Consider the following 22,957-nt stretch of genomic DNA (forward strand, 5'->3'; position numbering starts at 1 on the left):
GGGCTGCAGTGAGCACCCCGGAGAACGAACTCGCCTCGACCGATTCCGTCGACGTGGCTGCTGCCGACGTCGACGCTGTCGACGCGGCCGTGACCGACGCGGTGGACACCGAGGGTGACGCGGTCGCCGACGACGCGGTCATCGAGGGTGACGAGGCCCCCGCCGAGGACACCGTCTCCGAGGATGCCGACGAGGTCCCGGTCGACGAGGCCGCCGCCGACGAGGTCCCGGTCGACGAGGCCGCCGCCGACGAGGTCCCGGTGGAAGAGGCCGAGGTCGATCCGGTCGAGGAACTGCGCAAGCAGCTCCGGCGCGCGCCCGGCGACTGGTACGTGATCCACAGCTACGCCGGTTACGAGAACAAGGTCAAGGCCAACCTCGAGACCCGCGTGCAGAACCTCGACGTCGGCGACTACATCTTCCAGGTCGAGGTGCCGACCGAAGAGGTCACCGAGATCAAGAACGGCCAGCCCAAGAAGGTCAATCGCAAGGTGCTGCCGGGCTACATCCTCGTCCGCATGGAGCTCAACGACGAGTCGTGGGGCGCCGTGCGCAACACGCCGGGTGTCACCGGTTTCGTCGGGATGACCAGCAAGCCGTCGCCGCTCTCGCTCAACGAGGTGCTGCAGTTCCTGATGCCGCGGACCGAGGCCAAGAAGCCCGCCGCGTCGCGCGGTGCCGCTGCCGAGGGCGTCGAGGCCGCAGCTGCCGCCGCGTCGAACGTCATCGAGGTCGACTTCGAGGTCGGCGAGTCGGTCACCGTCATGGACGGCCCGTTCGCCACGCTGCCCGCGTCGATCAGCGAGGTCAACGCCGAGCAGCGCAAGGTCAAGGTCCTCGTGTCGATCTTCGGTCGCGAGACACCGGTCGAGCTCGGGTTCAACCAGGTCGAGAAGATCTAGGGCCGGACCACCAACCCAGAACTTTCACGTCTCCAGCGGGCGTGAATTCGCAAGGAAACAAGCAAGGAACAGAAGATGCCTCCCAAGAAGAAGAAGCTCGCCGGGATCATCAAGCTCCAGATCTCGGCAGGCCAGGCCAACCCGGCCCCGCCCGTGGGTCCGGCGCTTGGTCAGCACGGCGTGAACATCATGGAGTTCTGCAAGGCGTACAACGCGGCGACCGAGTCGCAGCGCGGCAACGTCATCCCGGTCGAGATCTTCGTGTACGAAGATCGCTCCTTCGACTTCAAGTTGAAGACACCGCCGGCCGCGAAGCTCCTGCTGAAGGCCGCCGGCCTGCAGAAGGGCTCCGGCGAGCCCCACACCAACAAGGTCGGCAAGGTGAGCATGGACCAGGTCCGTGAGATTGCCAAGACCAAGGCCGAAGACCTGAACGCCAATGACATCGACCAGGCCGCGAAGATCATCGCCGGTACTGCTCGGTCCATGGGCATCACCGTCGAAGGCTGAAAGACCTCATCATCACCGTGGGAGGGCCGGCTCGGCCCGCACCACACACCCCGCCGACTGACGGCGGAGAAGGAACAGAGCAATGAGCAAGAAGAGCAAGGCCTACGCGGCCGCGGCCGAGAAGGTCGACAAGACCAAGCTGTACAGCCCGCTGGAGGCTGTGGAGCTGGCGAAGGACACGTCGTCGAAGAACACCGACGCGACCGTCGAGGTCGCGATGCGGCTGGGCGTCGACCCCCGTAAGGCAGACCAGATGGTTCGAGGCACCGTCAATCTGCCGCACGGCACCGGTAAGACTGCCCGCGTGATCGTGTTCGCCGCCGGCGACAAGGCCGCTGAGGCCACCGCCGCCGGTGCCGACGAGGTCGGCGCCGAGGATCTGATCGAGCGCATCCAGGGCGGTTGGCTGGACTTCGACGCCGCGATCGCCACCCCGGATCAGATGGCCAAGGTCGGCCGTATCGCGCGTGTCCTCGGACCCCGCGGCCTGATGCCGAACCCGAAGACGGGCACCGTGACCACCGATGTCACCAAGGCTGTCAACGACATCAAGGGCGGCAAGATCAACTTCCGCGTCGACAAGGCTGCGAACCTGCACTTCGTCATCGGCAAGGCTTCGTTCGACCCGGCCAAGCTGGCCGAGAACTACGGCGCTGCCTACGACGAGATCATGCGCGCCAAGCCGTCGGCCGCCAAGGGCCGCTACATCAAGAAGGTCACCGTCTCCACGACGACGGGCCCGGGCATCCCGGTCGACCCGGCGGTCACCCGCAACTTCGCGGAGGCACCGCAGGCCTGATCCCGCATCAGGCGCACTGACACCCACGAGGGGCCCGGCATTCCGATGCCGGGCCCCTCGTGTTGTGTGCAATCACGCGTGGTCGGTGAGTATGCGTGCGAGCGCTTCTTCGACCGGGGTCAGTCGTTGGGTGGTGAGGTGCTCCGGCGGTGTTCGCGGATGGACCAGTTCGCGATGAGCGAGTTCGAGACGGAGGCCGCGGTCGCCGTAGCCGACGGCATCGGGGCGCCCGCTGCTCCCTGAGGAGCGCCCGGAGCTTGCGGAGGGCGCGTCACGAAGGGTTGGGCGTGACTCATCGCCGGGCCCGCTGCTCCCTGAGGAGTGCCCGGAGCTTGCGGAGGGTGCGTCACGAAGGGTCTGGCGACCGAGCCTGCGAAACCCTCGGGTGGCCGGCCCGTGGATCTCGTTGCGCACGGTGTTCAGGTGGTGTGCGAACCGCCGGGGTATGTCGGGTCGGCGGTTGATGTGTTCGGGGTTGGGCGGTGCGCCGGGTTCGGCGTTCAACCGCCACAGACAGCGGCCTTCGTCGGGGCCGGATCGGGCGATGCGGGTGGTGTATTGGCCGGGTTGGTCGCCGACCATGCGGTTGTGACGGGGACAGGCCGGGGCGAGGTCGTCGATGTCGGTGAGACCGCCCTTGGCCCAGTCTCGTTCGGCGTGATGAAGCTCGACGTGGGTGGCGGGTTGATCGCACCCGGGTGCCGAACACACTTCCCCGTCGGGACGGGCGAAGGAGACGAGGCGTTGTTCGCGGGTGGCCAGGCGTTTGCCCCGTCCGAAGTGCAGGGGGACGGTGGTGGCGTCTTTGAAGATCGCGAGCCAGGGTTGCATGTCGGCGGCCATCGTGATCAGGTCCCGGATGGGCAGCAGGGTGCCGGTGGCGGTGGTGGCGAGTCCGGCTTCGCGGATGAGGTCGTTGAGGTCGGCTTTGATGATCAGTTGCACGGGTAGCCCTCGGTGCGAGGTGCCGAGTGTTCCGTCGGCGAAGCCTGCGGCGAGTGCGGCATCGAGGGCGTCGTGATTGGTCTGGGCGAGGGTGCGTTGGTCGCGGTCGGCTGCGGCGGTCAGGGCGTCGGGGTCGGCGGCACCGGCCGGGCCTTGGGGCGAGGCGGGGTCGTCGGGGTTGTTGAGTCCGGGTTTGCCCCACACGGCGAACATCATGGTCAGTCGGGCGGCGAGTGCGGGGGTCAGGGTGCCGGAGATCTTGGCGGTGCCATCGGCGCGTTGCCGACCGATCCACAGGCCGCGGCGTCGTTTCTGGTCGGTGTCGTCGGCCAGTGTGCCGTCGGGATCGAGGTGGGCGAGCAGCCGCGAGCCGAGCTGGGTGATCTCGGCAGGCGTGTGGGCTTCGGCGATCTCGGCCATCTGCCGCTCAGCGGCGACCTGTACATCGTGGTCGATGGTGCCGGGGATGCGGTCGAGGACGTCGAGGGTGGCTTGTACGTGGGCGGTGCCGACTGTGCCTTGTGCGAAAGCTTCGGCGAGGCAGGGGTATTCGGGTGGGAGGACCTCGCCGCCGAGGCTGGTCCGGTGGGCGGTGGCGTCCATCTGCTTACGGCGGCGCATCGGGTTCGAGACTCGTAGCCGGTGGGTCATGTACTGCATGAGGGTGCGGCAGCCGGCCTTGCGGGGTAGGTCGCGGGCCTCGACCTGATCGATCTGCCGGTCTCCGGCGACGGTCAGACGCGCGATCGCGCGCTCGGTCTCCGCGGCCACGTCGGCGAGTTCGGCATCGGTACACGGCGACAGGTCCACGGTCTGCAACTCACCGAGGATGCGGTGCAGGTCGGCCACCAACTCGAGGGCGCGCGGTCGCCGCGCCGCTTGTTCGTCAGACATGGTCACCCCCGAGAACCGTTGCCGCGAATGTACGTTCGAGTGTACACCGTTGCGAGCGCGTTGCAAGCCAAAACTGATGTTGTGCAACGCTATTCGGAGCCGGTAACTTGTCGGTGCCTCGTGGTAGGGGGTCCACCGACTACTCCGTGGGGCGGCGGCATGACGATCGCCGCGGCCCCACGTGTTCAACGGGGCGTCCCGCGACTCACTCCAGCCAGTTGTTGCCCCCGAGGTCCAATTGCGCGACATCCAGGGACGGGGTGATACCGGATTCCGGTGCGAGGCCGTGGCTCTCGAGAACGCCGCGCATGATCTCGGCGGCGTCGATGTTGAGTGGGCTCGACACCCACATCGCGTACGGCAGGTTCACGAAGCGGTTCTCGCGCACGGCCTTCAGGTTCCGGCTCGCCGGATTAGAACGCAGGGCGGCGATCTTCTCGTCGACCGACTGGCCGGGATAGTCGACGAACACGATGACGTCGGGGTCCGCGGTGGTGAGGCGTTCCCAGCTCACGGCGGTCCAGGTGTCCTCGATGTCCTCGGTCGCGTTGCGCGCGCCCGCGGCGTCGATGATGCCCTGCGGGCCGCCGAAGGATCCGGAGGAGAAGATGGTGTCCGAGACGCTGTCGAAGACGAAGACCGTTGGTTTCGCGGCGGGTTGTGGTGCGGCGCGCAGCTTCTCGAGGCGGTCGGCCACCTCGTCGGCCGCGGCGGCGCCCTGCTCGGGATTGCCGGTGAGGGTGCCGATGTTGCGCAGATCGGTGTCGAGCGCGACCCACGGGTCCATTGTGCCGCGCTGCGCCTCGCCCTCGGTCTGCCGGCACGCCTCGGACAACTGGTACACGTCGATGCCGTGTCCGGCGAGGATCTCGGGTGTGATCCCGCGCGATTCGCTCATGCCGTAGTTGTATCCGGCATACAGCACTTGGGGTTTCGCCGCGACGATGTTCTCGAGGGTGGGACGTTCGGTCGCGACCTCGTTCAGGGTGTCGACCTGGGGTCCGTACTCGAGCCGCAGGATGTCCTTGTCCCGGGCGAGCGCGCTGACCGCCACCATGTTGTCACGGGCACCGGCGGCGAGTGCGATCGCAATCATGCCGCCGTCGTTGACGAACAACCGGTCGAGGGGTTGCGGGAAGGCGACGTCGGCTCCGCAATTGGATACGGTGACAGTGCTTTCCGACGCTGCGGTGCTGTCGGTTCCGCAGGCGGTGGCAGTTCCCAGGATCAGTGTCGCCGCCACGATGGCGACGGTCGGGTGGACTCGGGACGTACGTATGGTCAAAGGATGTCCTCTCACGGGATGTCTTTCGTCAGAGCGCTGGGGGCGGGTGTGGTGGTGGGAGTGTTCAGGAGCAGATGGGGCAGGCCCGTCGATGGATGGTCGACGACGGTGCCGGACACCTCGAAGACGTCGGCCAGCAGAGCCGGCGTCAGCACCTCGACGGGTGGTCCGTGCACGATGACTCCGCCGTCGGAAACCACTGCGACGGAGTCGAAGTGACGCAACACCAGGTCGAGGTCGTGCATCGCCGCGACCACGGTGGCGTCGAGTTCGTCGAGGATCTCCATCAGTCGTAGTCGCCAGGCGGCGTCCAGGTGATTGGTGGGTTCGTCGAGCACCAGGATCGGGGTCTGCTGAGCGAGCGCGCGGGCGAGGACGACGCGGTGCCGTTCGCCGCCGGACAGCTGGGTGCACGAGCGGGTGCCCCAGCCGTCGAGCCCGACCTGGATCAACGCGCGATCGACCACCGTCTTGTCGTCGGAACTCCCGGTGGACCAGGCCGACCGGTACGGGGTCCGGCCGAGGCCGACCGCCTCGCCGACCGTCAGCTCCGCGGAGGGCTGTTCCTCCTGGCCGACCACCGCCATCGACATGGCGCGGCGTCGCGAGGGGATGCGGTGGAGGTCGTCTCCGTTCACCTCGACGGTGCCGGCGGCCGGGCGTTCGAGACCGCACAGCGTGCGCAGCAGGGTGGTCTTGCCGGAACCGTTGGGCCCGACGATGGCCAGTCGGGTGCCGGCGGGGACCGCGAGATCGACATCCCGCAGTACGACGCGGCCACCGCGACGGCACGCAAGCGCAATCGCGCGCAACGACATCGACGATGCGCGGGCGGGGTCGGTCACGAGCCACCCCCGAACACGTACTGGCGTCGTCCCATGAGGAACAGGAAGATCGGTGCCCCGATCAGTCCGGTCACGATGCCCAGCGGCATCTCGCGCGGTGCGGCCGCCACCCGCGAGATCACGTCGACCCACACCAGGAAGAGCGCACCGCCGCAGACCGCCACCGGCAACATCGCGCGGTGGGTGGCGCCGACCAGGAGTCGCGCCGCGTGCGGGACGATCAGACCGACGAAGCCGATGCCGCCCGCCACCGCGACGAGTACGCCGACCAGGAGACCCTGGACACCGAACAGCGCGTTGCGCATCGCGCGTACCGGCACGCCCAGCGACGTCGCGGTGTCGGTGCCGGCCGCGTAGGCATCGAGCCAGGAGTGGATGGCGAGCATGGCCACGACGGTGGCCAGCACGACCACCCCGGCGATCTGCACTTTCGCCCAGGTGGCGCCCGCGACGCTGCCGAGCATCCAGAACATCACGTTGTCGGCGGCGTGCGGGTCGGCGGCGGTGAACACCAGCAGCGACGACAACGCCATGAACGCCGAGGACAACACCACCCCGGACAGGATGAGTCGCAGCGCGGTCAGCCCGCCCTGGGCGCGGGCCACCAGGTACACCGTGACGGTGGCGGCCAGCGCGCCGAGTAGCGCCCCGCCGGACAGCGCCCAGACGCCCAGTCCCGCGAGCACGCCGAGGGTCATCACCGCGGTGGCCCCGACCGCCGCGCCGGCGGACACACCCAGCAGATACGGCTCGGCCAGCGGGTTGCGGACCAGGGCCTGCATGAGTGCGCCGGCCAGCGCCAGCCCGGCTCCGACCAGCGCGGCCAGCACGGACCGGGGCAACCGGAGATCCCAGATGATGACGGCGTGCGCGGAGTCGAGCTCGGCCCCGGTCATCCGGCCGACGACGGTGTGCCACACGTCGCCGACGGGGATGGTCTCCGCGCCGAAAGCGGTGGCCAGGGCGATGCTGAGGAGGGTGAGGACGAACAGTACTGCGGCTAGCGGCGTCGACGGGAGTCGCCGGACCGACGGGGCGGTCGCGCTCTCGGTCGTGCCGTCGGTACGACGGGACACGGGTGGTACTGCCTATCGGTCTGGGTATCTGTGCGCGAGATACACGATGGACTCGAGCGAGAACGGCCGGTAATCGGACTCGGGATCGTGGCGCCGGCGCCTTCCCGGGTCGCCCCGGTGTCCGCGCCGAATCCGTCTCCCATACCGTTGCGCGCCAGTCCCGGATTCACACCGGGTTCCCTGACACCCACGTGTGCGGGTGTGACCGTTCTCGGGGCTGAACATACCAACAACGATTCGCTACACCTGAGTCAGATGTCGCAGTTCGTGGTTCTGGGCGCAACGATGCGCGACATCGGTGCCCGGACAGCCGACACGCGAGCACCTACGCTGGGGGCCGACGATCGACGATCCCGACGCGGAAATGGTGAACCGATGGACGTACGAGACACGAAGCTGGCCATCATCGGGGCGGGTGCGGTGGGCACCGCGATCGCCTACTCGTCCCTCATCCGAGGTGTCGCACGGACCATCGCCCTCCTCGACATCAACGCTGCCAAGGTGACCGCCGAGGTGCTCGACATGTCGCATGGCCTCGAGTTCGTGCCCCGCGCGGACATCATCGGATCCGACGACGTGTCGGTGTGTGCGGACGCCGACGTCGTCGTGTTCACCGCCGGCGCGAAGCAGAAGCCCGGGCAGTCGCGCCTCGAATTGGCCGAGGCGACAATCGGTCTGACACGCGCCATCCTCCCCGGGGTGCTGGCGGTGGCGCCGAACGCGATCTATGTGATGGTCACCAATCCCGTCGACATCGTCACCTACGCCGCCCAGGAGATCAGCGGGCTGTCACCGCACCAGGTCTTCGGCTCGGGCACGGTGCTGGACTCGTCCCGGCTGCGATTCCTGATCGCGCAGCACTGCGGGGTCGCGGTGCAGAGCGTGCACTCCTACATCGTCGGCGAACACGGCGACAGTGAGATCCCGCTGTGGAGTTCGGCGTCGATCGGGGGCGTGCCGCTCACCTCGTGGACGCCGCTGCCCGGCCGTCCGGCGATGGACGCCGTTGCGCGCGAACGTATTCACCACGAGGTCGTACATGCCGCGTACACCATCATCGAGGGCAAGGGGGCGACGAACTACGCGATCGGTCTGGCCTCGACGCGCATCGTCGAGGCGATCCTGAACAACGAACACCGGGTGCTGCCGGTGTCGACGCGGGCGGACGGCATCGAGGGGCTCGACGGCGTGTGCCTCTCGTTGCCGACCGTCGTCGACCGCGGTGGTGCCCAGACCCGGCTCGATGTCCCGCTGTCGGACTCCGAGCGGGCGGGTCTGCTGGCATCGGCGGAAACGCTGCGCGGGATGCAGGCGCGGTTCGGGTTCTGACGTCACACGGGGACGGTCCCGCGCAGGAACTCGAGCTGATCGGCGACCACCCGCTCGAAGTCGGCGCCGACGTAGATGTCGAAATGTCCTGCCGGATAACGAATCACTCGCGCTGCCGGGGCGCGGCGGGCGTACCGGGCAGTCGGTCCGGCCGGCGCCACGGTGTCCTCGTCGCAGATGCACACGAGCGTGGGACAGGTGAGCTTTCGCAATGCCCGACCAGGCGTGTGCAGCGGGATGGCGAGACCGGCCCGCGCGGCGACCTCGTTGATGAACTCCAGGTCGTCGGGCACCAGCGGCAGGTATCCCGACACCGCGTCGGGTGCCGTCATCAGGGCGGCCGAGCCGGACGCACCGGCGAGGCCGACGGTGACCGGCGGACGGCCCAGCGCCGAACCCGCCAGATCCGCGAGCGCGCGCACGGTCACCTTTGCCCCGGACGCCACTCCCAGGGCAGCGGTGGAGGCTATTCCACTGGTGAAGGGGCACTGGGAGATCACCGCGGCCACCCGGCCGTCGCGTTCGCCCGCGACGAGGGCGTGCCCGCCGCCGAAGGAGGTGCCCCACAGCACTATCCGTGAGGTGTCGACACCGCTGAGTGTTCGGGCGAAGGCGATTGCCGCGGCCCAGTCGTCGAGTTGGCGGCGAATGGACAGCAGCTGTCGCGGTTCGCCGTCGCTGGCGCCGAAGTGGCGGTAGTCGAACACCAGGCACGAGTATCCCGCGGCGGTGAAGCGCTCGGCGAACGCGTCCAGGCGCATCCGCCGGACCGCACCGAGCCCGTGCGCCATCACGATGACCGGCGCCGGAGTGGTTCCCTCGGGCAGGTACCACCAGGCCCGGCATGTCGTCCCGGACGAATCGAACTCGACGTCGTTCCTGATCATCGTTTCCCCCGCTGTCGGTGGTTGCCTGGCCGGACTGTACCAATACGCGTTGTCGAATGGCAGGCTCGTGGCAGGCTGTGAAAAGCGAGATGGAACCCGACGTCGACGCTGCTAGCGTCTGCCGTCGTGAAGAGATTGATAGCGGGGGCGTTGATCGCCGGAACAGCAGTATTCGGATTGGCCGTGGGCGCGGGTGATTCCGACGCCAAGATCAAGCCGGGCAACTACAAACAGCAGCAACTCATCTACGGATTCGTTCCGATGCCGGAGTCGAATGCGCGGGTCATCGGCAACGGCATGTACACCGACTACTACGGGATCGGGCCGTGGAATCTGCAGCGTCAGCAGATCCAGCAGACGCCACACGGCGGCGTCGTGGCGCACACTGCGGACCCGGTGATGCAGTGGTTCGCGCGTACGGAGTTTCGGCGCACCAAGAACGGATATGTCGGCACGATGTACAGCTGGGGCGTCCCGCTCGGCAGTGCGCTGCTGAAGGAACAGCCGCGTCGCTGACCCCGCGCCTTCCGATCCCGGGTCCGGCCGATGGCGTGTCCGTCGGCCGGACCAATCTTCGCGTCGCATGCGCTTTTCGCCGGCCGGAACCCGTAGTGTCACTTCGTCACAATTGAGGTGTCGGGGGACACTACGAAGAAGGTCAAGCACGATGCGTTGCTCGCGAAAGATGGTTCTCGGATTTCTGGCCGCGGCGTCGATGACGGTAGCTCCGCTGATGGTGGCGGCACCCGCCGCGGCGGCAACCGACTACGCCAATTGCACCGAACTGCGCGGCGACTACCCGCACGGTGTCGGCAAGACCGGCGCCGTCGACTCGACGTCGGGTACGCCGGTCACGACGTTCACCGTCGACGACGAACTGTACGAGGCGAACTCCGAGAGCGACCGCGACGGGGACGGCATCGCCTGCGAGAAGCACTGAGCGTGCGTCACACTGGGTGACGTGTTCACCCAGGTCGAGGACGAGAACCGCCGGTTGCTCCGTGCGCGCGACGCCATCGACCTCTCCTACGCCGACGACCTCGACATCGCAACGCTCGCCCGCATCGCGCTGATGTCGCCGTCGCACTTCATCCGCCGGTTCCGGGCCGTGTTCGGGGAGACGCCGCACCGCTACCTGCAGCGTCGGCGCATCGAGCGAGCCTGTGCCCTCCTTCGGACCACCGACGTCCCGGTGCTCGACGTCGCGTTGCTGGTCGGCTACGACAGTCCTGGCACGTTCGGCCGGACGTTCAGCCGACTCGTCGGCTCCAGTCCCACGGCCTACCGGCAGCGTGTCGCTCCGATTCCCGTTCCCGGTTGCTTCGTGCGCCGGTGGACCAGGCCGAGCGATGCTGCCACCGGGGTCCCGCGAGCGGCCGAAGTGAGCGATTTCGGAGAAGCGCCGACCGGGCCGCCGGTCGTATCGTCGGGCGCATGATCAACGGCATCGGTATCCATTCCGTCTACGTCCTCGATCAGGACGTCGCACTCGACTTCTACGTCGGCACACTCGGTTTCACGGTCGACACCGACGTCGACATGGGTTTCATGCGGTGGTTGACGATCGCGCCGCCCGGTCAACCCGACCGGCTCATCCTGCTCGAGAAGCCCGGGCCGCCCGCGCTTTCCGACGAGACCGCCGCGAAGATCCGCGACCTCGTGACGCAGGGGGCGATGCCGGTGACGATCCTGTCGACCGACGATTGTCGCGGCACCCACGCGGCGCTCGTCGCGCGCGGCGTCGAGTTCACCCAGGACCCCGAAGACCAGCCCTACGGCACCGACTGTGCGTTCCGGGACCCGTTCGGCAATGCGTTGCGAATGACCCAACGCACCGCCGCCGACCGGCCGATCGGAGCCGACGACATCGGCCGCTGGGCGCCGGACGAGTGAGGTGGTCCGCCGAACATCCCGGCGGCCACGTAGGCGTTAGATTCGTGCCCATGGCGGTCCGACTCGACAATTACCTGAGCAGCAACCACCCGGACATCGCGATCGCGGCGGCGTTGCTGTTCCTGGCCGGGCTGGTCGACGCCATCGCGTTCGTCGTGCTCAAGGGCAGCTTCGTCGCGTTCATGTCCGGCAATTCGACGATCCTGGGAGCGTCGACGGCCGCGGGCGGGTGGTCGACGATCGCGGTCGTCGCCGGACTCGTCGCGGCCTTCTTCGGCGGGGCCGTGGGCGGCGCGGCACTCGGTCGCTGGGGCGGACAGCACTCGCCGGTCTGGGTTCTCGTAGCCGTGACGGTGACGCTTCTCGCCGGCACCGTTGTCGCGCTGACCGCGTCGCCGACGGCCGGGATGATCGTGGTGGCGACGGCGACCGGCGCGATCAACTCGGCACTGTCGCACACCTCGACGGTGCCGGGCGGCTTGACGTACGTCACCGGCACGCTGGTGAAGTCCGCGCACGAGCTGGTCGCCTCGCTGGGTACCGATCGACCGTGGGCGTGGCTGGCGGTGTTCTGGATGTGGCCGGTGTTCGTCCTGGGCGCGGTGTGCGGCGGTTTCGCAGAACGTCACTGGGGTGTCGCCGGGTTGTGGGCCGGGGTCGCGATCGCCGCCTGCACCCTCCTCCTGCGGGTTGCCGAGACGTTGTCTCGGGGCAATTCGCGCTCAGATGGAACCGATCGGGCCGCTGGATAGTCTGAGTTACATGCGCGACGACAAGCTGCTCACCCGGATCTCCGCCCTTCTCCGTCAAGCGGAGAACACCGACAACGAGCACGAGGCCGAGACCTTCATGCAGGCGGCCCAGCGGCTCGCGACGGCATCGTCGATCGACCTGGCCGTGGCGCGCGCCCACGATCCCGCCGCGCGCAAGAAGGTCACCCCGATCAGCCGTCAGATCGCCATCGGCGAACCCGGCAAACGCGGACTGCGGACCTATGTGCAGCTCTTCGTCGCCATCACCGCCGCCAACGACGTGACCGTCGACGTGGCGAGCAACTCGACCTTCGTGCTCGCCTACGGATACGAAGCCGACATCGACGCCTGCGAGGCCCTCTACACGTCGCTGATCGTGCAGATGGTCGCGGCCAGCGACGCCTACCTGCGGTCGGGTGCCTACAAGGGCGAGACGTTCGCGCGGGTCGTCACCCGCGGGAATGGGTGGCGTGCCCGGCGGGTGATCGAGGAGAAGCCGTTGTCGCCGATCACGGCGCGGCTCAACTTCCAGTCGGCGTTCGCCGAACGCATCGGCAAGCGTCTCGCCGAGGCCCGCGACGCCGCGCGTGCGGAGGCCCTGGCCGCCGAACGTGACTCCGGGGACACCACGCGCTCGACGGCAGTCGCGTTGCGCAACAAGGAGATCGAGGTCACCGACTTCTACCGGACGAAGTCGAGTGCTCGCGGGACGTGGCGTCCGTCGAGCGCCTCGGCCGGCTACTCGGAGGCCGCACGCCGCGCCGGCGACCGCGCGGGACGTCGCGCGAAGATCGGCGGTGACCGCGAGTTCGGCGGTGCGCGTGGTGCTTTGGAGGGTTAGGGCTCCACGCGCGTGGGCGGGGCGTCCACCGGACTCCCGGGAGGCCGGTCGTACCAGGATGCAGACGGGTGCGGGACGAACGGTGTCGGTGTGCCGGCCCACCGCCGCACCCACCGGCCCAGACGACCCTCGTCCGTTGCCACGGCGTGCACGACGATGGCGGTGACGACGAGGATGAGTGCGAACACGAACAGCCAGCTGATCGCGACGAAGACGACACCGAGGGTGCCGTAACTGCGGATGGTGCCCGCCGCGAGCGTCGGCAGTGCGACGCGGCTGCCGGCGAGCAGGGCGGTGATGAGGATACCGGTACCGAGGCCGTTGAGGACGAGCAGCTTCATCGGTACCTGCGACGACACCAGGAGCCGCGGGATCGCGGTGAAGGTGACCGACCAGATCAACACGGTCACGGCGACGATGAGCCCGATTCCCAGGACGCCCCGATCGCCGATGTGCATGCCGAACAGCGAGGTGGCCTCCACTCCGGTGGACAGACCCTGCACGGTGACCGCGGCGGGGATGAGGAAGACGACGACGACCCATCGCCAGAAGCTGCTCCACGGCAGTTTGGCGACGTCCCAGATCGACACATACATTCGGCCGAGGGCACGGGACAGGGAGGTGGCGCCGGCGATGGTCATCAGCGCACCGACGATGCCGAAGGTCGTCGCCGAGGTCGGGTCGTCGATCGTGGGCGTGTCGAGACTGCTGACGGGGATACCGAGCTGGGTGAGTGCGTCGTCGACGACGCTGGCGCCCGGCAGGGTGAGCACCAGGATCACGACCGGGAGGATCGAGGTGAAGGCCTGCGCGGCCAGGGTCATCGACCGGTCCGTGAGATTGCCTCGAGCCATGTCGATGACGATGCGGAGCATCAGGGAGGCGCCGGGCAGCCGCATCACGCGCTCGCGTACGGCATCGAGGTCGGGACGGCGCATGAAGTCTCCCATCGGCTCCGGGGTGAGCTTCGGCCCGCTCGCTTCGCTCCCGGCGCCGTGGCTCCTCGGCCCGCTCGCTTCGCTCCCGGCGCCGTGGCTCCTCGGCCCGCTCGCTTCGCTCCCGGCGCCGGGTCTCTCATCATCGGCGATGCCGTGAGTGAACGGGACACCGGGCGCGCACGATTCTATGAGGCCGAGCACCTCGTGCATCGCCTGTTCGACAACGTGTCGTCGTCACGGACGGTGCAACTCGCCGGCACCGAGGTCACCCTCCCCGCGGAGGCGCGCTTCGCCTCGATCGACGCCGTCGACGACTACGTGGGCCGCGTGCTCGCGCTGCCGGGCGTGCGGTCGAGTTTCGAGCGCGCGTCGCACCCGGTATCGGTCCGCGAACGGCGCGGCCAGCGGTCCGCCCACTACGCGGCGCGGGTTCGCAGATCCAACGGTGTGCCTGTCGCCGCCGAGATCGCCATCCCGTCCGCGGCCGACGGACGCTGGGCGCTGCGTGAATTGGTGGTGCTGCACGAGCTCGCCCATCACCTCGACGGCACGACCGGCCCGGCTCACGGGCGCGGATTCGTGCTGACGCTCATCGAACTCGTCGGGCTCGTACTGGGGCCCGAAGCCGCGTTCGTCTATCGCGTCGTGCTGTCGGATTCCGGGGTGGGGTGAATGATCTCAGCGCAGCCCGTCGCCGGCGAGCAGCGTCAGGTGGCTCGGGTGGTCGGGGTCGAGGACCAGGCGCTGGTGTCGGCGGCCGCGTGCCTTGATGAGGTCGGGCACGAGCGTCAGGTAACGCGGGAGACTCGCGGCGTAGACGTCGACCCGGAGCCGATGGCCCGGCTGCAGGACCGCGTCGGTGGGGACGAGGTCGACGTCGAGGCGGATCGGTTCGTCGGCGGGCACCGGCAGCTTGCGCTTGCGGGACAGATAGTGGTGCGCCGAGAGCAGGCTGCCGTCGTCGGCGTACGTCGACTTCGATTGATCCAGTGCGCGATTCGACGCCGACAGCGCACCGTTGGTCAGCACCACCGACGTACCGTCGGGAGCGACGTCGTTCACGGTCACCGCCCAGACGGCCTCGTGTGCCGTGGTGGCGACGTTGAGGCGCAAGTTCATGGCGCCGCTGATCGGGGTGGCCTCTCCGACCGGCTCCGTGGTGAACGACAACGCGCCCCGCTCCTGGTATCGCGCATCCCGGGCGAAGTCCGCGCCGAGGGCCAGCGTCGCCCCCGCGGTCACCTGGGTCATGTCCCGGGACCGGAGTCCGCGGGTGTCGGGCCGGACGTGTAGAGACGAAACACCCTGTGCGGGAGTGGTGCTCAGCGAACCGTCGTGGACGCAATGGTCGGCGGTCGACGACGGTTCGGCAGTCAGGTAGAGCCGCGTCGGGGCCACCCCGGGACGGGGGAAGCTCTGCCCCGCGGTCCACGCACCGCCCTGCTGCAGCATGGTGACCGGCCCGTAGTACTCGATCCCGTTGCGGTGGCCCTTGAGCCAGCGGTCGAACCACGCGCGTTCGAGGACGTCCAGACGCGGGGGAGCGAACTTGCCGCCGTATCCCGACCCCACGTCGAGGTGATAGCCGTCGCCGACGATCATCTGCTTGCGGCCCGGCTCCATCTGCAGGCGCTCGTACACCCCGGTTGCACTGCGGCCGAACAGATCATGCCAGGCGCCGACGGTGAAGGTGGGTGCTTCGATGCGGTCGACGATCGGGTCGCGGGCGTCGAAGTACGGGTCGTCGAAGATGCGTGGATCACGGGCGGTCAGGAACCCCCACAGCAGCGAGGGGATCTCGGTGGCCGGGGACTTCACCCGGTCGATCGCCCAGCGCACCGCGTCGCCGCGCACGAGGTCGCGGATCACGTTGGCGGGGTTGGGAACCCACTTGAGCATGTTGACCGCGGACAACCACACCGGGATGAAGGCCGACGGCATGCCGCCGGTGATGTAGATGTCGCGCACCAGGTCGTCGCAACCCTCTACGGCGAACACGGCTTTCAGCTGTGGCGGCCGCTTGTCCGCGGCCTGCAGCGAGTTGATCGCCGAGTACGACCAGCCGGCCATCCCGACGGTCCCGTCGCACCACTCCTGCTCGGTCACCCAATCGATGACCTCCACCGAGTCCTGCTGCTCGCGAGGACCGAGGATCTGCCATTTACCCAGGCTCGCGCCGGTTCCGCGGACGTCGACGACGACCTGCACGTACCCGCTGCGTACCAGGTTGCGATTGATGCCGAAGACGTCGAAGACGCCGCCCGACAGGGTCTGTGTCAACGTCGTGAGTCCCTCGAGGGCCGTGCCCGTCGCGTCCATCGACCGGGATGCGGTGTGCAGTGCCTTGCCGAGGACGGGGGCGTGGAGGGTCTGGTCGATGAAGTCGATGGCCGCGCGGTTGTACGGGTTGATGTTGATGACCGCGGGATAGGGGGTGAGGATCGTCTGCCCGAACCGGTTGGCGGGCCGGATGACCGTGGCGCGCAGGACGACGCCGTCGCTCATGGTGATGGAGACGTTCCGGTCGATGACGACGCGCGGGTAGAGCTGCTTTCCGTCGACCTGCTCGCGCCAGCGGATACCGTCGGCGCCGCCGGTGGGATCACCCAGCGGGAGCGTGCCGAAATGCGGCGCACCAGTGGTGCGGGTTCGTGTCGACGGAGCGACACGGGCGCGCGGCTGTGTGGGATCCAGCTGGTACGTCATGGTGCATCACCCTGCCTGGGATGAGGTGTCGCACCCGAGTTGTTGCACGGATCGAGACGGCCGGGTGGACACCGACACCCCGTCGTGTCGGTCGCTTGCTTCCCGGCCCGTCCGCTGGCTGCGGATTACAGTGTGGTCCAGGTCACTTCACGTAGTCGCTGAAGGATAACTCAGCGCCGGTATCGGATGGCTAACGAGGTGGCGTCTTTTGGTCATGGCCGTGTGTGTTCCTGGTCACATTCAGGTAAACCCAGGTCGATGGCGGCCGCCGCCTCGAGCACCATCCACGCCGACAACTGCACCGACAGATCCCGCTCCGGGACCTCGGACGGATTGACGGCGCCTGCCACGAACTGGGCTTTCGTGCCGGCGTCGGTCGGGATCACCGCGGTTCGTCGCCAGTCGCTGGAGAAGATCACCCGGCCGCCGAACTCGGTGCGATGAGCCCATGCGGCGTCCGCGCTACGGGTCACGATCCGGGCTGCCCGCGTACGGAGTTCATCCGAACCGTCGACCTCGGGCAGGTCGGTGGCGATGAGTGCGAGGTAGCGGGCCAGCACGCCGTGGAACAGGCCGCCGTCGCCGCCACCTCCGCCGTTGATCACCCCGTCGGTGCAGGAGTGGTGCTCGACGGCGCCGAGCAGCCGGGCCAGCCGGTCGAGGTGCCGGCGATCTCCGGTCGCCCGCAACGCCTCGAGTTCGGCGCCCAGCACGACGCCCTGGCAGTAGGTGTAGGTGCCGGTCTCCGGCTTCAGCGAACCGTCGGGCAGCTTCTTGAGACCGTCGATGACCAGGTGGGTGTCGGGATCGACGAGGTTGGCGTCCATCCAGTCGCACATCGCCACGGCGCGTTCGACGTGACCCGTGCGTGCCAGCAGGATCGCGGCCGGGCCGTTGGCCGGCGCGTTGAAGAACTGATCGGCCTTGCGCCAGGGGATGCCGCCGCCGTCCGCGGGCACCCAGGCGTCAAGCATCTGCCCGGCGAGGACGCGGAGTCCGCCCGCATGGTCGAGGTGCAGGTGCCGGTCGGCGCGTTCGATGGCCAGTCCCAGCCACGCCATGTCGTCGTAATAGTTGTTGGTCCAGCGGCCGCCGTTGCGGATCCGGATGCCGCGCAGCAGCCGGTTGGCGTCGTCGGCGACGTCGGGGTCGAAGGAGCGGTCCGAGCCGACGCGGTGGATCGCGGCGTCGACGAGCAGGTCGACGAGGTGTGCCTGCCACCAGTAATGCCAGGATCCGAACTGGGCCTGCACGCGCCCGATGGGCCAGGCGACGGCTCCGGCACGTGTCCCCGGCAGCCAGAAGGCCCGCTGCAGGTGACGGTCGTAGATGGCGTCCGCGGCGGCCTGTGCGCGGGCGTTGGGGTCCCGCAGGTCCGACGATTTGGATTGTTCGTCCACGTCCGCGTAGCCTAGTCGTCGATGTGATGCACACCCGTGCGTCGTATCGGTTCAACCAGAGACCGTTGGTCGTCGGGATTTCCCGGACGAAGGCGCGACGAGGTCGCCGGCCCACGCAGGATGAACGAGGAATGTCGCTCCACACGAACAGTGTGTGCGTTCACGCCCCGTGCCTGTGTGCCGGGGCGTTTGTCATCTCCGCCCTCGATCGCCTCCCGATGCCCGTCGCTCTTTCGTTGGACTCGACCAACTCATAGTGACGAGGAGAGGAGGCGAAGTATGGCCAAGTCCGAAAAGGTCGCCGCAGTTGCGGAGATCGCGGAGCAGTTCAAGAGCTCCACGGCGACGGTTGTCACGGAATACCGTGGCCTGTCCGTCACCCAGATCAGCACGTTGCGACGTTCCCTCGGTGAGGGTGCAACCTACTCCGTCGCCAAGAACACCCTGGTGAAGCGTGCCGCTGCTGAGGCGGGCGTGGAAGGGCTCGACGAGCTGTTCACCGGTCCGACCGCCATCGCCTTCATCGAAGGTGAGCCGGTCGTGGCCGCGAAGGCGATCAAGACGTTCGCCAAGGACAACAAGGCGCTGGTCATCAAGGGCGGGTACATGGACGGCCGCGCGCTGTCCATTGCCGAGATCGAGCAGATCGCCGACCTTGAGACCCGTGAGGTCTTGCTGGCCAAGCTCGCCGGTGCCATGAAGGGCAACTTGGCTAAGGCCGCCGGTCTGTTCAACCAGCCGGCTTCGCAGGTGGCGCGCCTGGCCGCGGCCCTGCAGGAGAAGAAGAACGAAGCCGGCGAGACCGAATAGGTCGTCCGCCGCACCACACCAATCCCCGAACCGTACGGGGATGAACACCAAAGCCCCGTACGGGGACTGACAGGAAGGACGCCAACCATGGCGAAGCTCACCGCTGACGAGCTCATCGATCAGTTCAAGGAACTGACCCTGCTGGAGCTCAGCGATTTCGTGAAGAAGTTCGAAGAGGTCTTCGAGGTCACCGCTGCGGCTCCGGTCGCCGTCGCCGCTGCCGGTGCCCCGGCTGCCGGTGGCGCCGAGGCTGCTGCCGAGCAGGACGAGTTCGACGTCATCCTCGAGGGTGCCGGCGACAAGAAGATCCAGGTCATCAAGGTCGTCCGCGAGGTCGTCTCGGGCCTGGGCCTGAAGGAAGCCAAGGACCTCGTCGAGAGCGCTCCGAAGGCCCTGCTGGAGAAGGTCGACAAGGAGGCCGCCGAGGCTGCCAAGGCCAAGCTCGAAGAGGCCGGCGCCAAGGTTTCGGTCAAGTAAGACCGACTCACGCGCAAGCGTTTCACGAGCCCGGGACAGCATCGCTGTCCCGGGCTCGTTGCTGTCCCGGGGAGGGGCGCTGGGTCGGGAGGGCGCTGGGTCGGGAGGGCGCTGGGTCGGGGTTCGCCCGCCCACCGGCCCGCGAATTGAGGTCGCATGCGATCTCGTTTCGTCGTTGCGACCTCGATCGAAGTCGCATCGACGACATGAAGTCGCATGCGACCAAGAGGTTGGCCGGCTCGGTAGGAGACCCGGCTCGGCGGATGAAACCGACGGGGCGGTCCGTGCGTCCAAGTCCCATGCCTGCGCCCTTCGCTCATGAACTGCCCGTCGACCGATACGGTCTCGTTCGTCGGGAAGCGACCCTGCGGGCCGGTGTCGGGGACGACGTCGTCGCCGCTGCAGTCCGACGCGGTCAACTCCTGCGGCTGGCGCCGGGGGTGTGGGTCGAGGGGGAGCGCGGTTCGAGGGGCCGGCGGGCGCCGATCTGCTCTTCCGGCACCGATCCATAGCCGTGGCGACATCGGCGCGCGACCGCGGCATCTCGACACTGAGTCACGAATCGGCCGCCGCGCTTCTCGGGCTCGACACCCTGCATCCCGATCGCACCACGGTGCACCTGACGAAGGCCGCGAAATCCAGTGGCGGCTATGTGCGCGGACACCGTCATGTCCACAACGGCCCGCTGGGCCGCGATGAGACGGTCACAGTGGACGGATTGTCGGTCACGAGTGTCGAACGCACCGCGGTCGACATCGCGATGGCCGGTGACTTCGCCCAGGGGGTCGTCGTCTTCGACCGGGCGCTGGCGAAGGACGCGGATCACGACACGATGGCGGCCATGCTCGACGCACGCACGGGATGGAAGAACGTTGGCACTGCTCGCAGAGCGCTGGCGTGTTCGAACCGTCGATCGGAAAGCGTCGGTGAGTCGTGGAGCCGCGCGCAGATGATCGTCGCCGGACTCCCGGCACCCCGCCTGCAGAGCTCGTTCTCGACACCGGACGGAGAAATACGAGCGGACTTCGACTGGGACGGCCGGGTGATCGGTGAGTTCGACGGCCTCCAGAAGTACGGTCGGCTACTCCGCCCCGACGAAGAGCCACGTGATGCATTGATCCGCGAGAAGCGCAGGGAGGACGCGCTGCGCGCTCTTGGGATCATGGTGATCCGCTGGACCTGGTCGACTCTCGAACGCCGAGAACTCGTGGCTCTACTACGACCGTGGTTGACGACGACAGGTTCGCCCGCGGCCTGACCGTACGCAGAGCTAACACAGTCCCCATCGAATGCGATTACGCATTCGACGCACTTACGACGACCACCCGCGCCTCGACCCCGACGCGCGGTGCTGAGCCGTCGAAATCGTGTTCCGCAGGTGGAGCCCAGGTCTGCGGTGGCCGTCACATCGAGGGGCCGGCCCGACTTCCCTCACCGCGAACGATCGGATATTGTCATCGTCGCGGCGAGAGTTACCGGGCGGTAGGTTTCCCGCAGCCATCACCGAGAACCACGCGGCGGCGTTGTGGGCGGGGACGGGTCGGTTAGAGTGACCCCAACCACAAATGCCGCCGGTTGGTGCGCGGTCACACCGTGGCCGCCTCGGGGGCAGCGATCGTCTGGAGGAAGTTGTGGGTGTTGAGGTCAGCGTCGAAGGACTCACCAAGTCGTTCGGTTCGCAGAACATCTGGCGTGATGTCACTCTGACCCTGCCGGAGGGGGAGGTTTCGGCGCTGCTGGGTCCGTCGGGTACCGGTAAGTCGGTGTTCCTGAAGACCCTGATCGGTCTGCTGCATCCGGAGCAGGGGTCGGTGATCATCGACGGGACCGACATCACGCAGTGTTCGGCCAAAGAGCTCTACGAGATCCGCAAGCTGTTCGGTGTGCTGTTCCAGGACGGTGCGCTGTTCGGGTCGATGAGCCTGTTCGACAACATCGCGTTCCCGCTTCGTGAGCACACGAAGAAGAAGGAGAACGAGGTCCGCGACATCGTGATGGAGAAGATCGACCTCGTCGGTCTGACCGGTGCCGAGGACAAACTCCCGGGTGAGATCTCCGGCGGTATGCGCAAGCGTGCCGGGCTGGCGCGCGCGCTGGTCCTCGACCCGCAGATCATCCTGTGCGACGAGCCGGACTCGGGTCTGGATCCGGTGCGTACCGCCTACATCTCGCAGTTGCTGATCGACATCAACGCCCAGATCGACGCCACGATCCTGATCGTGACCCACAACATCAACATCGCGCGGACGATCCCGGACAACATCGGCATGTTGTTCCGCAAGGAACTGGTGATGTTCGGTCCGCGGGAGCAGTTGCTGACCTCGGAGCAGCCGGTGGTCAAGCAGTTCCTCTCCGGTGACCGGTTCGGTCCGATCGGTATGTCCGAGGAGAAGGACGAGGCGGTCCAGAAGCAGGAAGAGGCGATGCAGGCCGCGGGTATCTCCGGTGGTGGTACCAAGGAGGACTTCACCGAGATCATTCCGCAGGTGCAGCCCAATCCCGGTATGCCCGAACGCAAGGCGATCGCCCGGCACCGCGAGCGCGTGCACGCGATGCTGCCCGACCTGCCCCATAACGCTCAGGAGGCGATCCGCCGCAGCCAGGAGCAGGAAGACCAGATCCGCGAGGAGAGCCGCCAGCACGCCGACAACATGGCGAACGGCAACGGCCCGTCCGGCAACAACAGCTCCGGCAATGAGTGGACGACCGCGCCGAGCAACGTCGCCGTCGCGGACTCCAAGACCGACGTCATCGACTACGGCGGCAGCGATGCCCCGACCGAACAGTGGCACACACCCGGTGATGCACTGACCAAGCCCAGCCATCGTGCTGATGGGAACGAAGGGCGGACACCCTAGGGATGAGCAGTGCCACCACGCGTGGCGTCGACCGAATCGCGCAAGCCGGGACAGGTGCCCTGTCACAGACCGGCAATATCGTTCAGCTCTTCGTCGATGTTGCACGCCAGACCTTTGTGCGCCCGTTTCAGTGGCGGGAGTTCATCCAGCAGGCGTGGTTCATCGCCAGTGTGACGATCCTGCCCACCGCCCTGATCGCGATTCCGTTCGGCGCGATCGTCTCGCTGCAGACGGGTTCACTCATCAAGCAGCTCGGCGCGGAGTCCTACACCGGCGCGGCCAGCGTGCTCGTCGTCATCCAGCAGGGTTCGCCGCTGGTGACGTCGTTGCTGATCGCGGGTGCGGCCGGGTCGGCCGTCGCCGCCGACCTCGGCTCGCGCACCATCCGCGAGGAGATCGACGCGATGGAGGTGCTCGGCATCAACCCGATCCAGCGTCTCGTCGTACCGCGTGTGCTGGCGATGGTTCTGGTGGCGATGCTGCTCAACGGTCTGGTCGCCGTCATCGGTATCGGCGGTGGTTACTTCTTCAACGTGGTCGTCCAAGGCGGTACGCCGGGCGCCTACCTCGCGTCGTTCGGTGCGCTGGCACAGCTGCCCGACCTCTGGGTCTCGACCCTCAAGGCCGCGATCTTCGGTGTCCTCGCCGGTGTCGTGGCGTCGTACAAGGGCCTCAACCCCAAGGGCGGTCCGAAGGGCGTGGGTGACGCGGTCAACCAGAGCGTCGTCATCACGTTCCTGCTGCTGTTCCTGGCGAACCTGATCATCACTGCGGTCTACCTGCAGGTCGTCCCACCGAAGGGGAGCTAGA

At 67.7% G+C, this 22,957-nt stretch carries 25 protein-coding genes and 1 riboswitch; of the genes, 17 read left to right on the forward strand and 8 right to left on the reverse strand.

The genetic code is table 11. The features are described from left to right. Positions 1-8 precede the first annotated feature (8 nt). The 3 genes from nusG (at position 9) to rplA (ending at position 2,211) form a co-directional block, all read left to right on the forward strand. Positions 9-902: a transcription termination/antitermination protein NusG gene (nusG, locus tag MVF96_RS05325; RefSeq protein WP_247451574.1), complete on the forward strand. Its 894-nt coding sequence runs from the start codon at positions 9-11 to the stop codon at positions 900-902. Positions 903-977: 75 nt separating this feature from the next. Further along, positions 978-1,412 carry a 50S ribosomal protein L11 gene (gene rplK / locus MVF96_RS05330; RefSeq protein ID WP_004021736.1) on the forward strand — a complete coding sequence of 145 codons (435 nt, stop codon included), beginning with the start codon at positions 978-980 and terminating at the stop codon, positions 1,410-1,412. A gap of 82 nt (positions 1,413-1,494) precedes the next feature. After that, on the forward strand, positions 1,495-2,211 hold the full coding sequence (gene rplA, locus MVF96_RS05335) for a 50S ribosomal protein L1 (RefSeq protein ID WP_159370204.1): 717 nt from the start codon (positions 1,495-1,497) through the stop codon (positions 2,209-2,211). Between the two features lie 72 nt (positions 2,212-2,283). Here the strand turns inward: rplA and MVF96_RS05340 are convergent, their stop codons facing one another. The 4 genes from MVF96_RS05340 to MVF96_RS05355 form a co-directional block, all read right to left on the reverse strand. Continuing rightward, the gene (locus tag MVF96_RS05340) at positions 2,284-4,050 is read right to left on the reverse strand and encodes an HNH endonuclease signature motif containing protein (RefSeq protein WP_247451575.1); all 1,767 of its coding nucleotides are present in this window, start codon (positions 4,048-4,050) and stop codon (positions 2,284-2,286) included. Positions 4,051-4,255: 205 nt separating this feature from the next. Further along, the gene (locus MVF96_RS05345) at positions 4,256-5,293 is read right to left on the reverse strand and encodes an ABC transporter substrate-binding protein (RefSeq protein WP_238995024.1); all 1,038 of its coding nucleotides are present in this window, start codon (positions 5,291-5,293) and stop codon (positions 4,256-4,258) included. 53 nt (positions 5,294-5,346) lie between these two features. Beyond that, positions 5,347-6,153: an ABC transporter ATP-binding protein gene (locus MVF96_RS05350; protein ID WP_159371835.1), complete on the reverse strand. Its 807-nt coding sequence runs from the start codon at positions 6,151-6,153 to the stop codon at positions 5,347-5,349. Between the two features lie 23 nt (positions 6,154-6,176). After that, positions 6,177-7,256, reverse strand: a complete 1,080-nt coding sequence (locus tag MVF96_RS05355) for a FecCD family ABC transporter permease (RefSeq protein ID WP_068971794.1) — start codon at positions 7,254-7,256, stop codon at positions 6,177-6,179. 47 nt (positions 7,257-7,303) lie between these two features. After that, positions 7,304-7,481: riboswitch (cobalamin riboswitch) on the reverse strand. Between the two features lie 150 nt (positions 7,482-7,631). On the opposite strand from MVF96_RS05355, the gene MVF96_RS05360 reads away from it, so the two are divergent. Next, the gene (locus tag MVF96_RS05360; RefSeq protein WP_078113046.1) at positions 7,632-8,585 is read left to right on the forward strand and encodes an L-lactate dehydrogenase; all 954 of its coding nucleotides are present in this window, start codon (positions 7,632-7,634) and stop codon (positions 8,583-8,585) included. A 2-nt stretch (positions 8,586-8,587) separates the two neighbouring features. Here MVF96_RS05360 and MVF96_RS05365 read toward each other — a convergent pair whose 3' ends face one another. Then, positions 8,588-9,472, reverse strand: coding sequence for an alpha/beta fold hydrolase (locus MVF96_RS05365; RefSeq protein WP_159370207.1), 885 nt, complete (start codon positions 9,470-9,472; stop codon positions 8,588-8,590). A gap of 126 nt (positions 9,473-9,598) precedes the next feature. Between MVF96_RS05365 and MVF96_RS05370 the strand changes: the two genes are divergently transcribed. The 6 genes from MVF96_RS05370 to MVF96_RS05395 all read left to right on the forward strand — a co-directional run bounded on the left by MVF96_RS05370 (position 9,599) and on the right by MVF96_RS05395 (position 12,958). Further along, positions 9,599-9,988 carry a hypothetical protein gene (locus tag MVF96_RS05370; protein WP_247451576.1) on the forward strand — a complete coding sequence of 130 codons (390 nt, stop codon included), beginning with the start codon at positions 9,599-9,601 and terminating at the stop codon, positions 9,986-9,988. A gap of 151 nt (positions 9,989-10,139) precedes the next feature. Continuing rightward, complete coding sequence (locus tag MVF96_RS05375) at positions 10,140-10,412, forward strand: excalibur calcium-binding domain-containing protein (protein ID WP_065629257.1); 273 nt, start codon at positions 10,140-10,142, stop codon at positions 10,410-10,412. 21 nt (positions 10,413-10,433) lie between these two features. Beyond that, positions 10,434-10,910 (forward strand): helix-turn-helix domain-containing protein, encoded by a 477-nt coding sequence (locus MVF96_RS05380; RefSeq protein WP_247451577.1) that lies wholly within the window; start codon positions 10,434-10,436, stop codon positions 10,908-10,910. Then, on the forward strand, positions 10,907-11,365 hold the full coding sequence (locus tag MVF96_RS05385) for a VOC family protein (RefSeq protein WP_247451578.1): 459 nt from the start codon (positions 10,907-10,909) through the stop codon (positions 11,363-11,365). The genes MVF96_RS05380 and MVF96_RS05385 overlap by 4 nt, the downstream gene beginning before the upstream one ends. A gap of 50 nt (positions 11,366-11,415) precedes the next feature. After that, complete coding sequence (locus MVF96_RS05390; protein ID WP_247451579.1) at positions 11,416-12,117, forward strand: YoaK family protein; 702 nt, start codon at positions 11,416-11,418, stop codon at positions 12,115-12,117. Positions 12,118-12,127: 10 nt separating this feature from the next. Then, positions 12,128-12,958, forward strand: a complete 831-nt coding sequence (locus MVF96_RS05395) for a DUF2786 domain-containing protein (protein WP_247451580.1) — start codon at positions 12,128-12,130, stop codon at positions 12,956-12,958. On the opposite strand, the gene MVF96_RS05400 is transcribed toward MVF96_RS05395, so the two are convergent. Continuing rightward, positions 12,955-13,896, reverse strand: a complete 942-nt coding sequence (locus MVF96_RS05400) for a YihY/virulence factor BrkB family protein (RefSeq protein ID WP_058253352.1) — start codon at positions 13,894-13,896, stop codon at positions 12,955-12,957. The genes MVF96_RS05395 and MVF96_RS05400 overlap by 4 nt on opposite strands. Here MVF96_RS05400 and MVF96_RS05405 point away from each other — a divergent pair. Continuing rightward, a complete protein-coding gene (locus tag MVF96_RS05405) occupies positions 13,895-14,053 on the forward strand; it encodes a hypothetical protein (protein WP_247451581.1) in 159 nt (52 codons plus the stop codon). The two genes, MVF96_RS05400 and MVF96_RS05405, sit on opposite strands and share 2 nt — an antisense overlap. Then, complete coding sequence (locus tag MVF96_RS05410; RefSeq protein ID WP_078113079.1) at positions 14,050-14,568, forward strand: TIGR04338 family metallohydrolase; 519 nt, start codon at positions 14,050-14,052, stop codon at positions 14,566-14,568. The genes MVF96_RS05405 and MVF96_RS05410 overlap by 4 nt, the downstream gene beginning before the upstream one ends. 6 nt (positions 14,569-14,574) lie before the next feature. Here the strand turns inward: MVF96_RS05410 and MVF96_RS05415 are convergent, their stop codons facing one another. Further along, positions 14,575-16,602 (reverse strand): CocE/NonD family hydrolase, encoded by a 2,028-nt coding sequence (locus tag MVF96_RS05415; RefSeq protein ID WP_065629263.1) that lies wholly within the window; start codon positions 16,600-16,602, stop codon positions 14,575-14,577. Positions 16,603-16,814: 212 nt separating this feature from the next. Beyond that, on the reverse strand, positions 16,815-18,002 hold the full coding sequence (locus MVF96_RS05420) for a glycoside hydrolase family 76 protein (RefSeq protein ID WP_247451582.1): 1,188 nt from the start codon (positions 18,000-18,002) through the stop codon (positions 16,815-16,817). Positions 18,003-18,281: 279 nt separating this feature from the next. Between MVF96_RS05420 and rplJ the strand changes: the two genes are divergently transcribed. The 5 genes from rplJ (at position 18,282) to MVF96_RS05445 (ending at position 22,956) form a co-directional block, all read left to right on the forward strand. After that, positions 18,282-18,812: a 50S ribosomal protein L10 gene (gene rplJ / locus MVF96_RS05425; protein ID WP_004019499.1), complete on the forward strand. Its 531-nt coding sequence runs from the start codon at positions 18,282-18,284 to the stop codon at positions 18,810-18,812. Between the two features lie 87 nt (positions 18,813-18,899). Beyond that, positions 18,900-19,289 carry a 50S ribosomal protein L7/L12 gene (gene rplL / locus MVF96_RS05430; RefSeq protein WP_004019500.1) on the forward strand — a complete coding sequence of 130 codons (390 nt, stop codon included), beginning with the start codon at positions 18,900-18,902 and terminating at the stop codon, positions 19,287-19,289. 514 nt (positions 19,290-19,803) lie between these two features. Next, positions 19,804-20,547 carry a hypothetical protein gene (locus MVF96_RS05435; protein WP_307814761.1) on the forward strand — a complete coding sequence of 248 codons (744 nt, stop codon included), beginning with the start codon at positions 19,804-19,806 and terminating at the stop codon, positions 20,545-20,547. A 373-nt stretch (positions 20,548-20,920) separates the two neighbouring features. Further along, positions 20,921-22,147, forward strand: coding sequence for an ABC transporter ATP-binding protein (locus MVF96_RS05440; RefSeq protein ID WP_068970872.1), 1,227 nt, complete (start codon positions 20,921-20,923; stop codon positions 22,145-22,147). Between the two features lie 2 nt (positions 22,148-22,149). Next, a complete protein-coding gene (locus MVF96_RS05445) occupies positions 22,150-22,956 on the forward strand; it encodes an MlaE family ABC transporter permease (protein WP_004023366.1) in 807 nt (268 codons plus the stop codon). The last annotated feature ends 1 nt before the right edge of the window (position 22,957 follow it).

Source organism: Gordonia hongkongensis (assembly GCF_023078355.1).
In the GTDB taxonomy this organism is placed as follows: Bacteria; Actinomycetota; Actinomycetes; order Mycobacteriales; family Mycobacteriaceae; genus Gordonia; species Gordonia hongkongensis.

Coding starts and splice junctions, on each gene's coding strand:
- MVF96_RS05405 (WP_247451581.1), top strand. CDS start 13,895: ATGAAGTCTCCCATCGGCTCCGGGGTGAGCTTCGGCCCGCTCGCTTCG.
- MVF96_RS05350 (WP_159371835.1), bottom strand. CDS start 6,153: ATGTCGTTGCGCGCGATTGCGCTTGCGTGCCGTCGCGGTGGCCGCGTC.
- rplA (WP_159370204.1), top strand. CDS start 1,495: ATGAGCAAGAAGAGCAAGGCCTACGCGGCCGCGGCCGAGAAGGTCGAC.
- MVF96_RS05400 (WP_058253352.1), bottom strand. CDS start 13,896: ATGCGCCGTCCCGACCTCGATGCCGTACGCGAGCGCGTGATGCGGCTG.
- MVF96_RS05385 (WP_247451578.1), top strand. CDS start 10,907: ATGATCAACGGCATCGGTATCCATTCCGTCTACGTCCTCGATCAGGAC.
- MVF96_RS05415 (WP_065629263.1), bottom strand. CDS start 16,602: ATGACGTACCAGCTGGATCCCACACAGCCGCGCGCCCGTGTCGCTCCG.
- rplJ (WP_004019499.1), top strand. CDS start 18,282: ATGGCCAAGTCCGAAAAGGTCGCCGCAGTTGCGGAGATCGCGGAGCAG.
- MVF96_RS05360 (WP_078113046.1), top strand. CDS start 7,632: ATGGACGTACGAGACACGAAGCTGGCCATCATCGGGGCGGGTGCGGTG.
- rplK (WP_004021736.1), top strand. CDS start 978: ATGCCTCCCAAGAAGAAGAAGCTCGCCGGGATCATCAAGCTCCAGATC.
- MVF96_RS05445 (WP_004023366.1), top strand. CDS start 22,150: ATGAGCAGTGCCACCACGCGTGGCGTCGACCGAATCGCGCAAGCCGGG.
- MVF96_RS05375 (WP_065629257.1), top strand. CDS start 10,140: ATGCGTTGCTCGCGAAAGATGGTTCTCGGATTTCTGGCCGCGGCGTCG.
- MVF96_RS05390 (WP_247451579.1), top strand. CDS start 11,416: ATGGCGGTCCGACTCGACAATTACCTGAGCAGCAACCACCCGGACATC.
- MVF96_RS05340 (WP_247451575.1), bottom strand. CDS start 4,050: ATGTCTGACGAACAAGCGGCGCGGCGACCGCGCGCCCTCGAGTTGGTG.
- MVF96_RS05365 (WP_159370207.1), bottom strand. CDS start 9,472: ATGATCAGGAACGACGTCGAGTTCGATTCGTCCGGGACGACATGCCGG.
- rplL (WP_004019500.1), top strand. CDS start 18,900: ATGGCGAAGCTCACCGCTGACGAGCTCATCGATCAGTTCAAGGAACTG.
- MVF96_RS05395 (WP_247451580.1), top strand. CDS start 12,128: ATGCGCGACGACAAGCTGCTCACCCGGATCTCCGCCCTTCTCCGTCAA.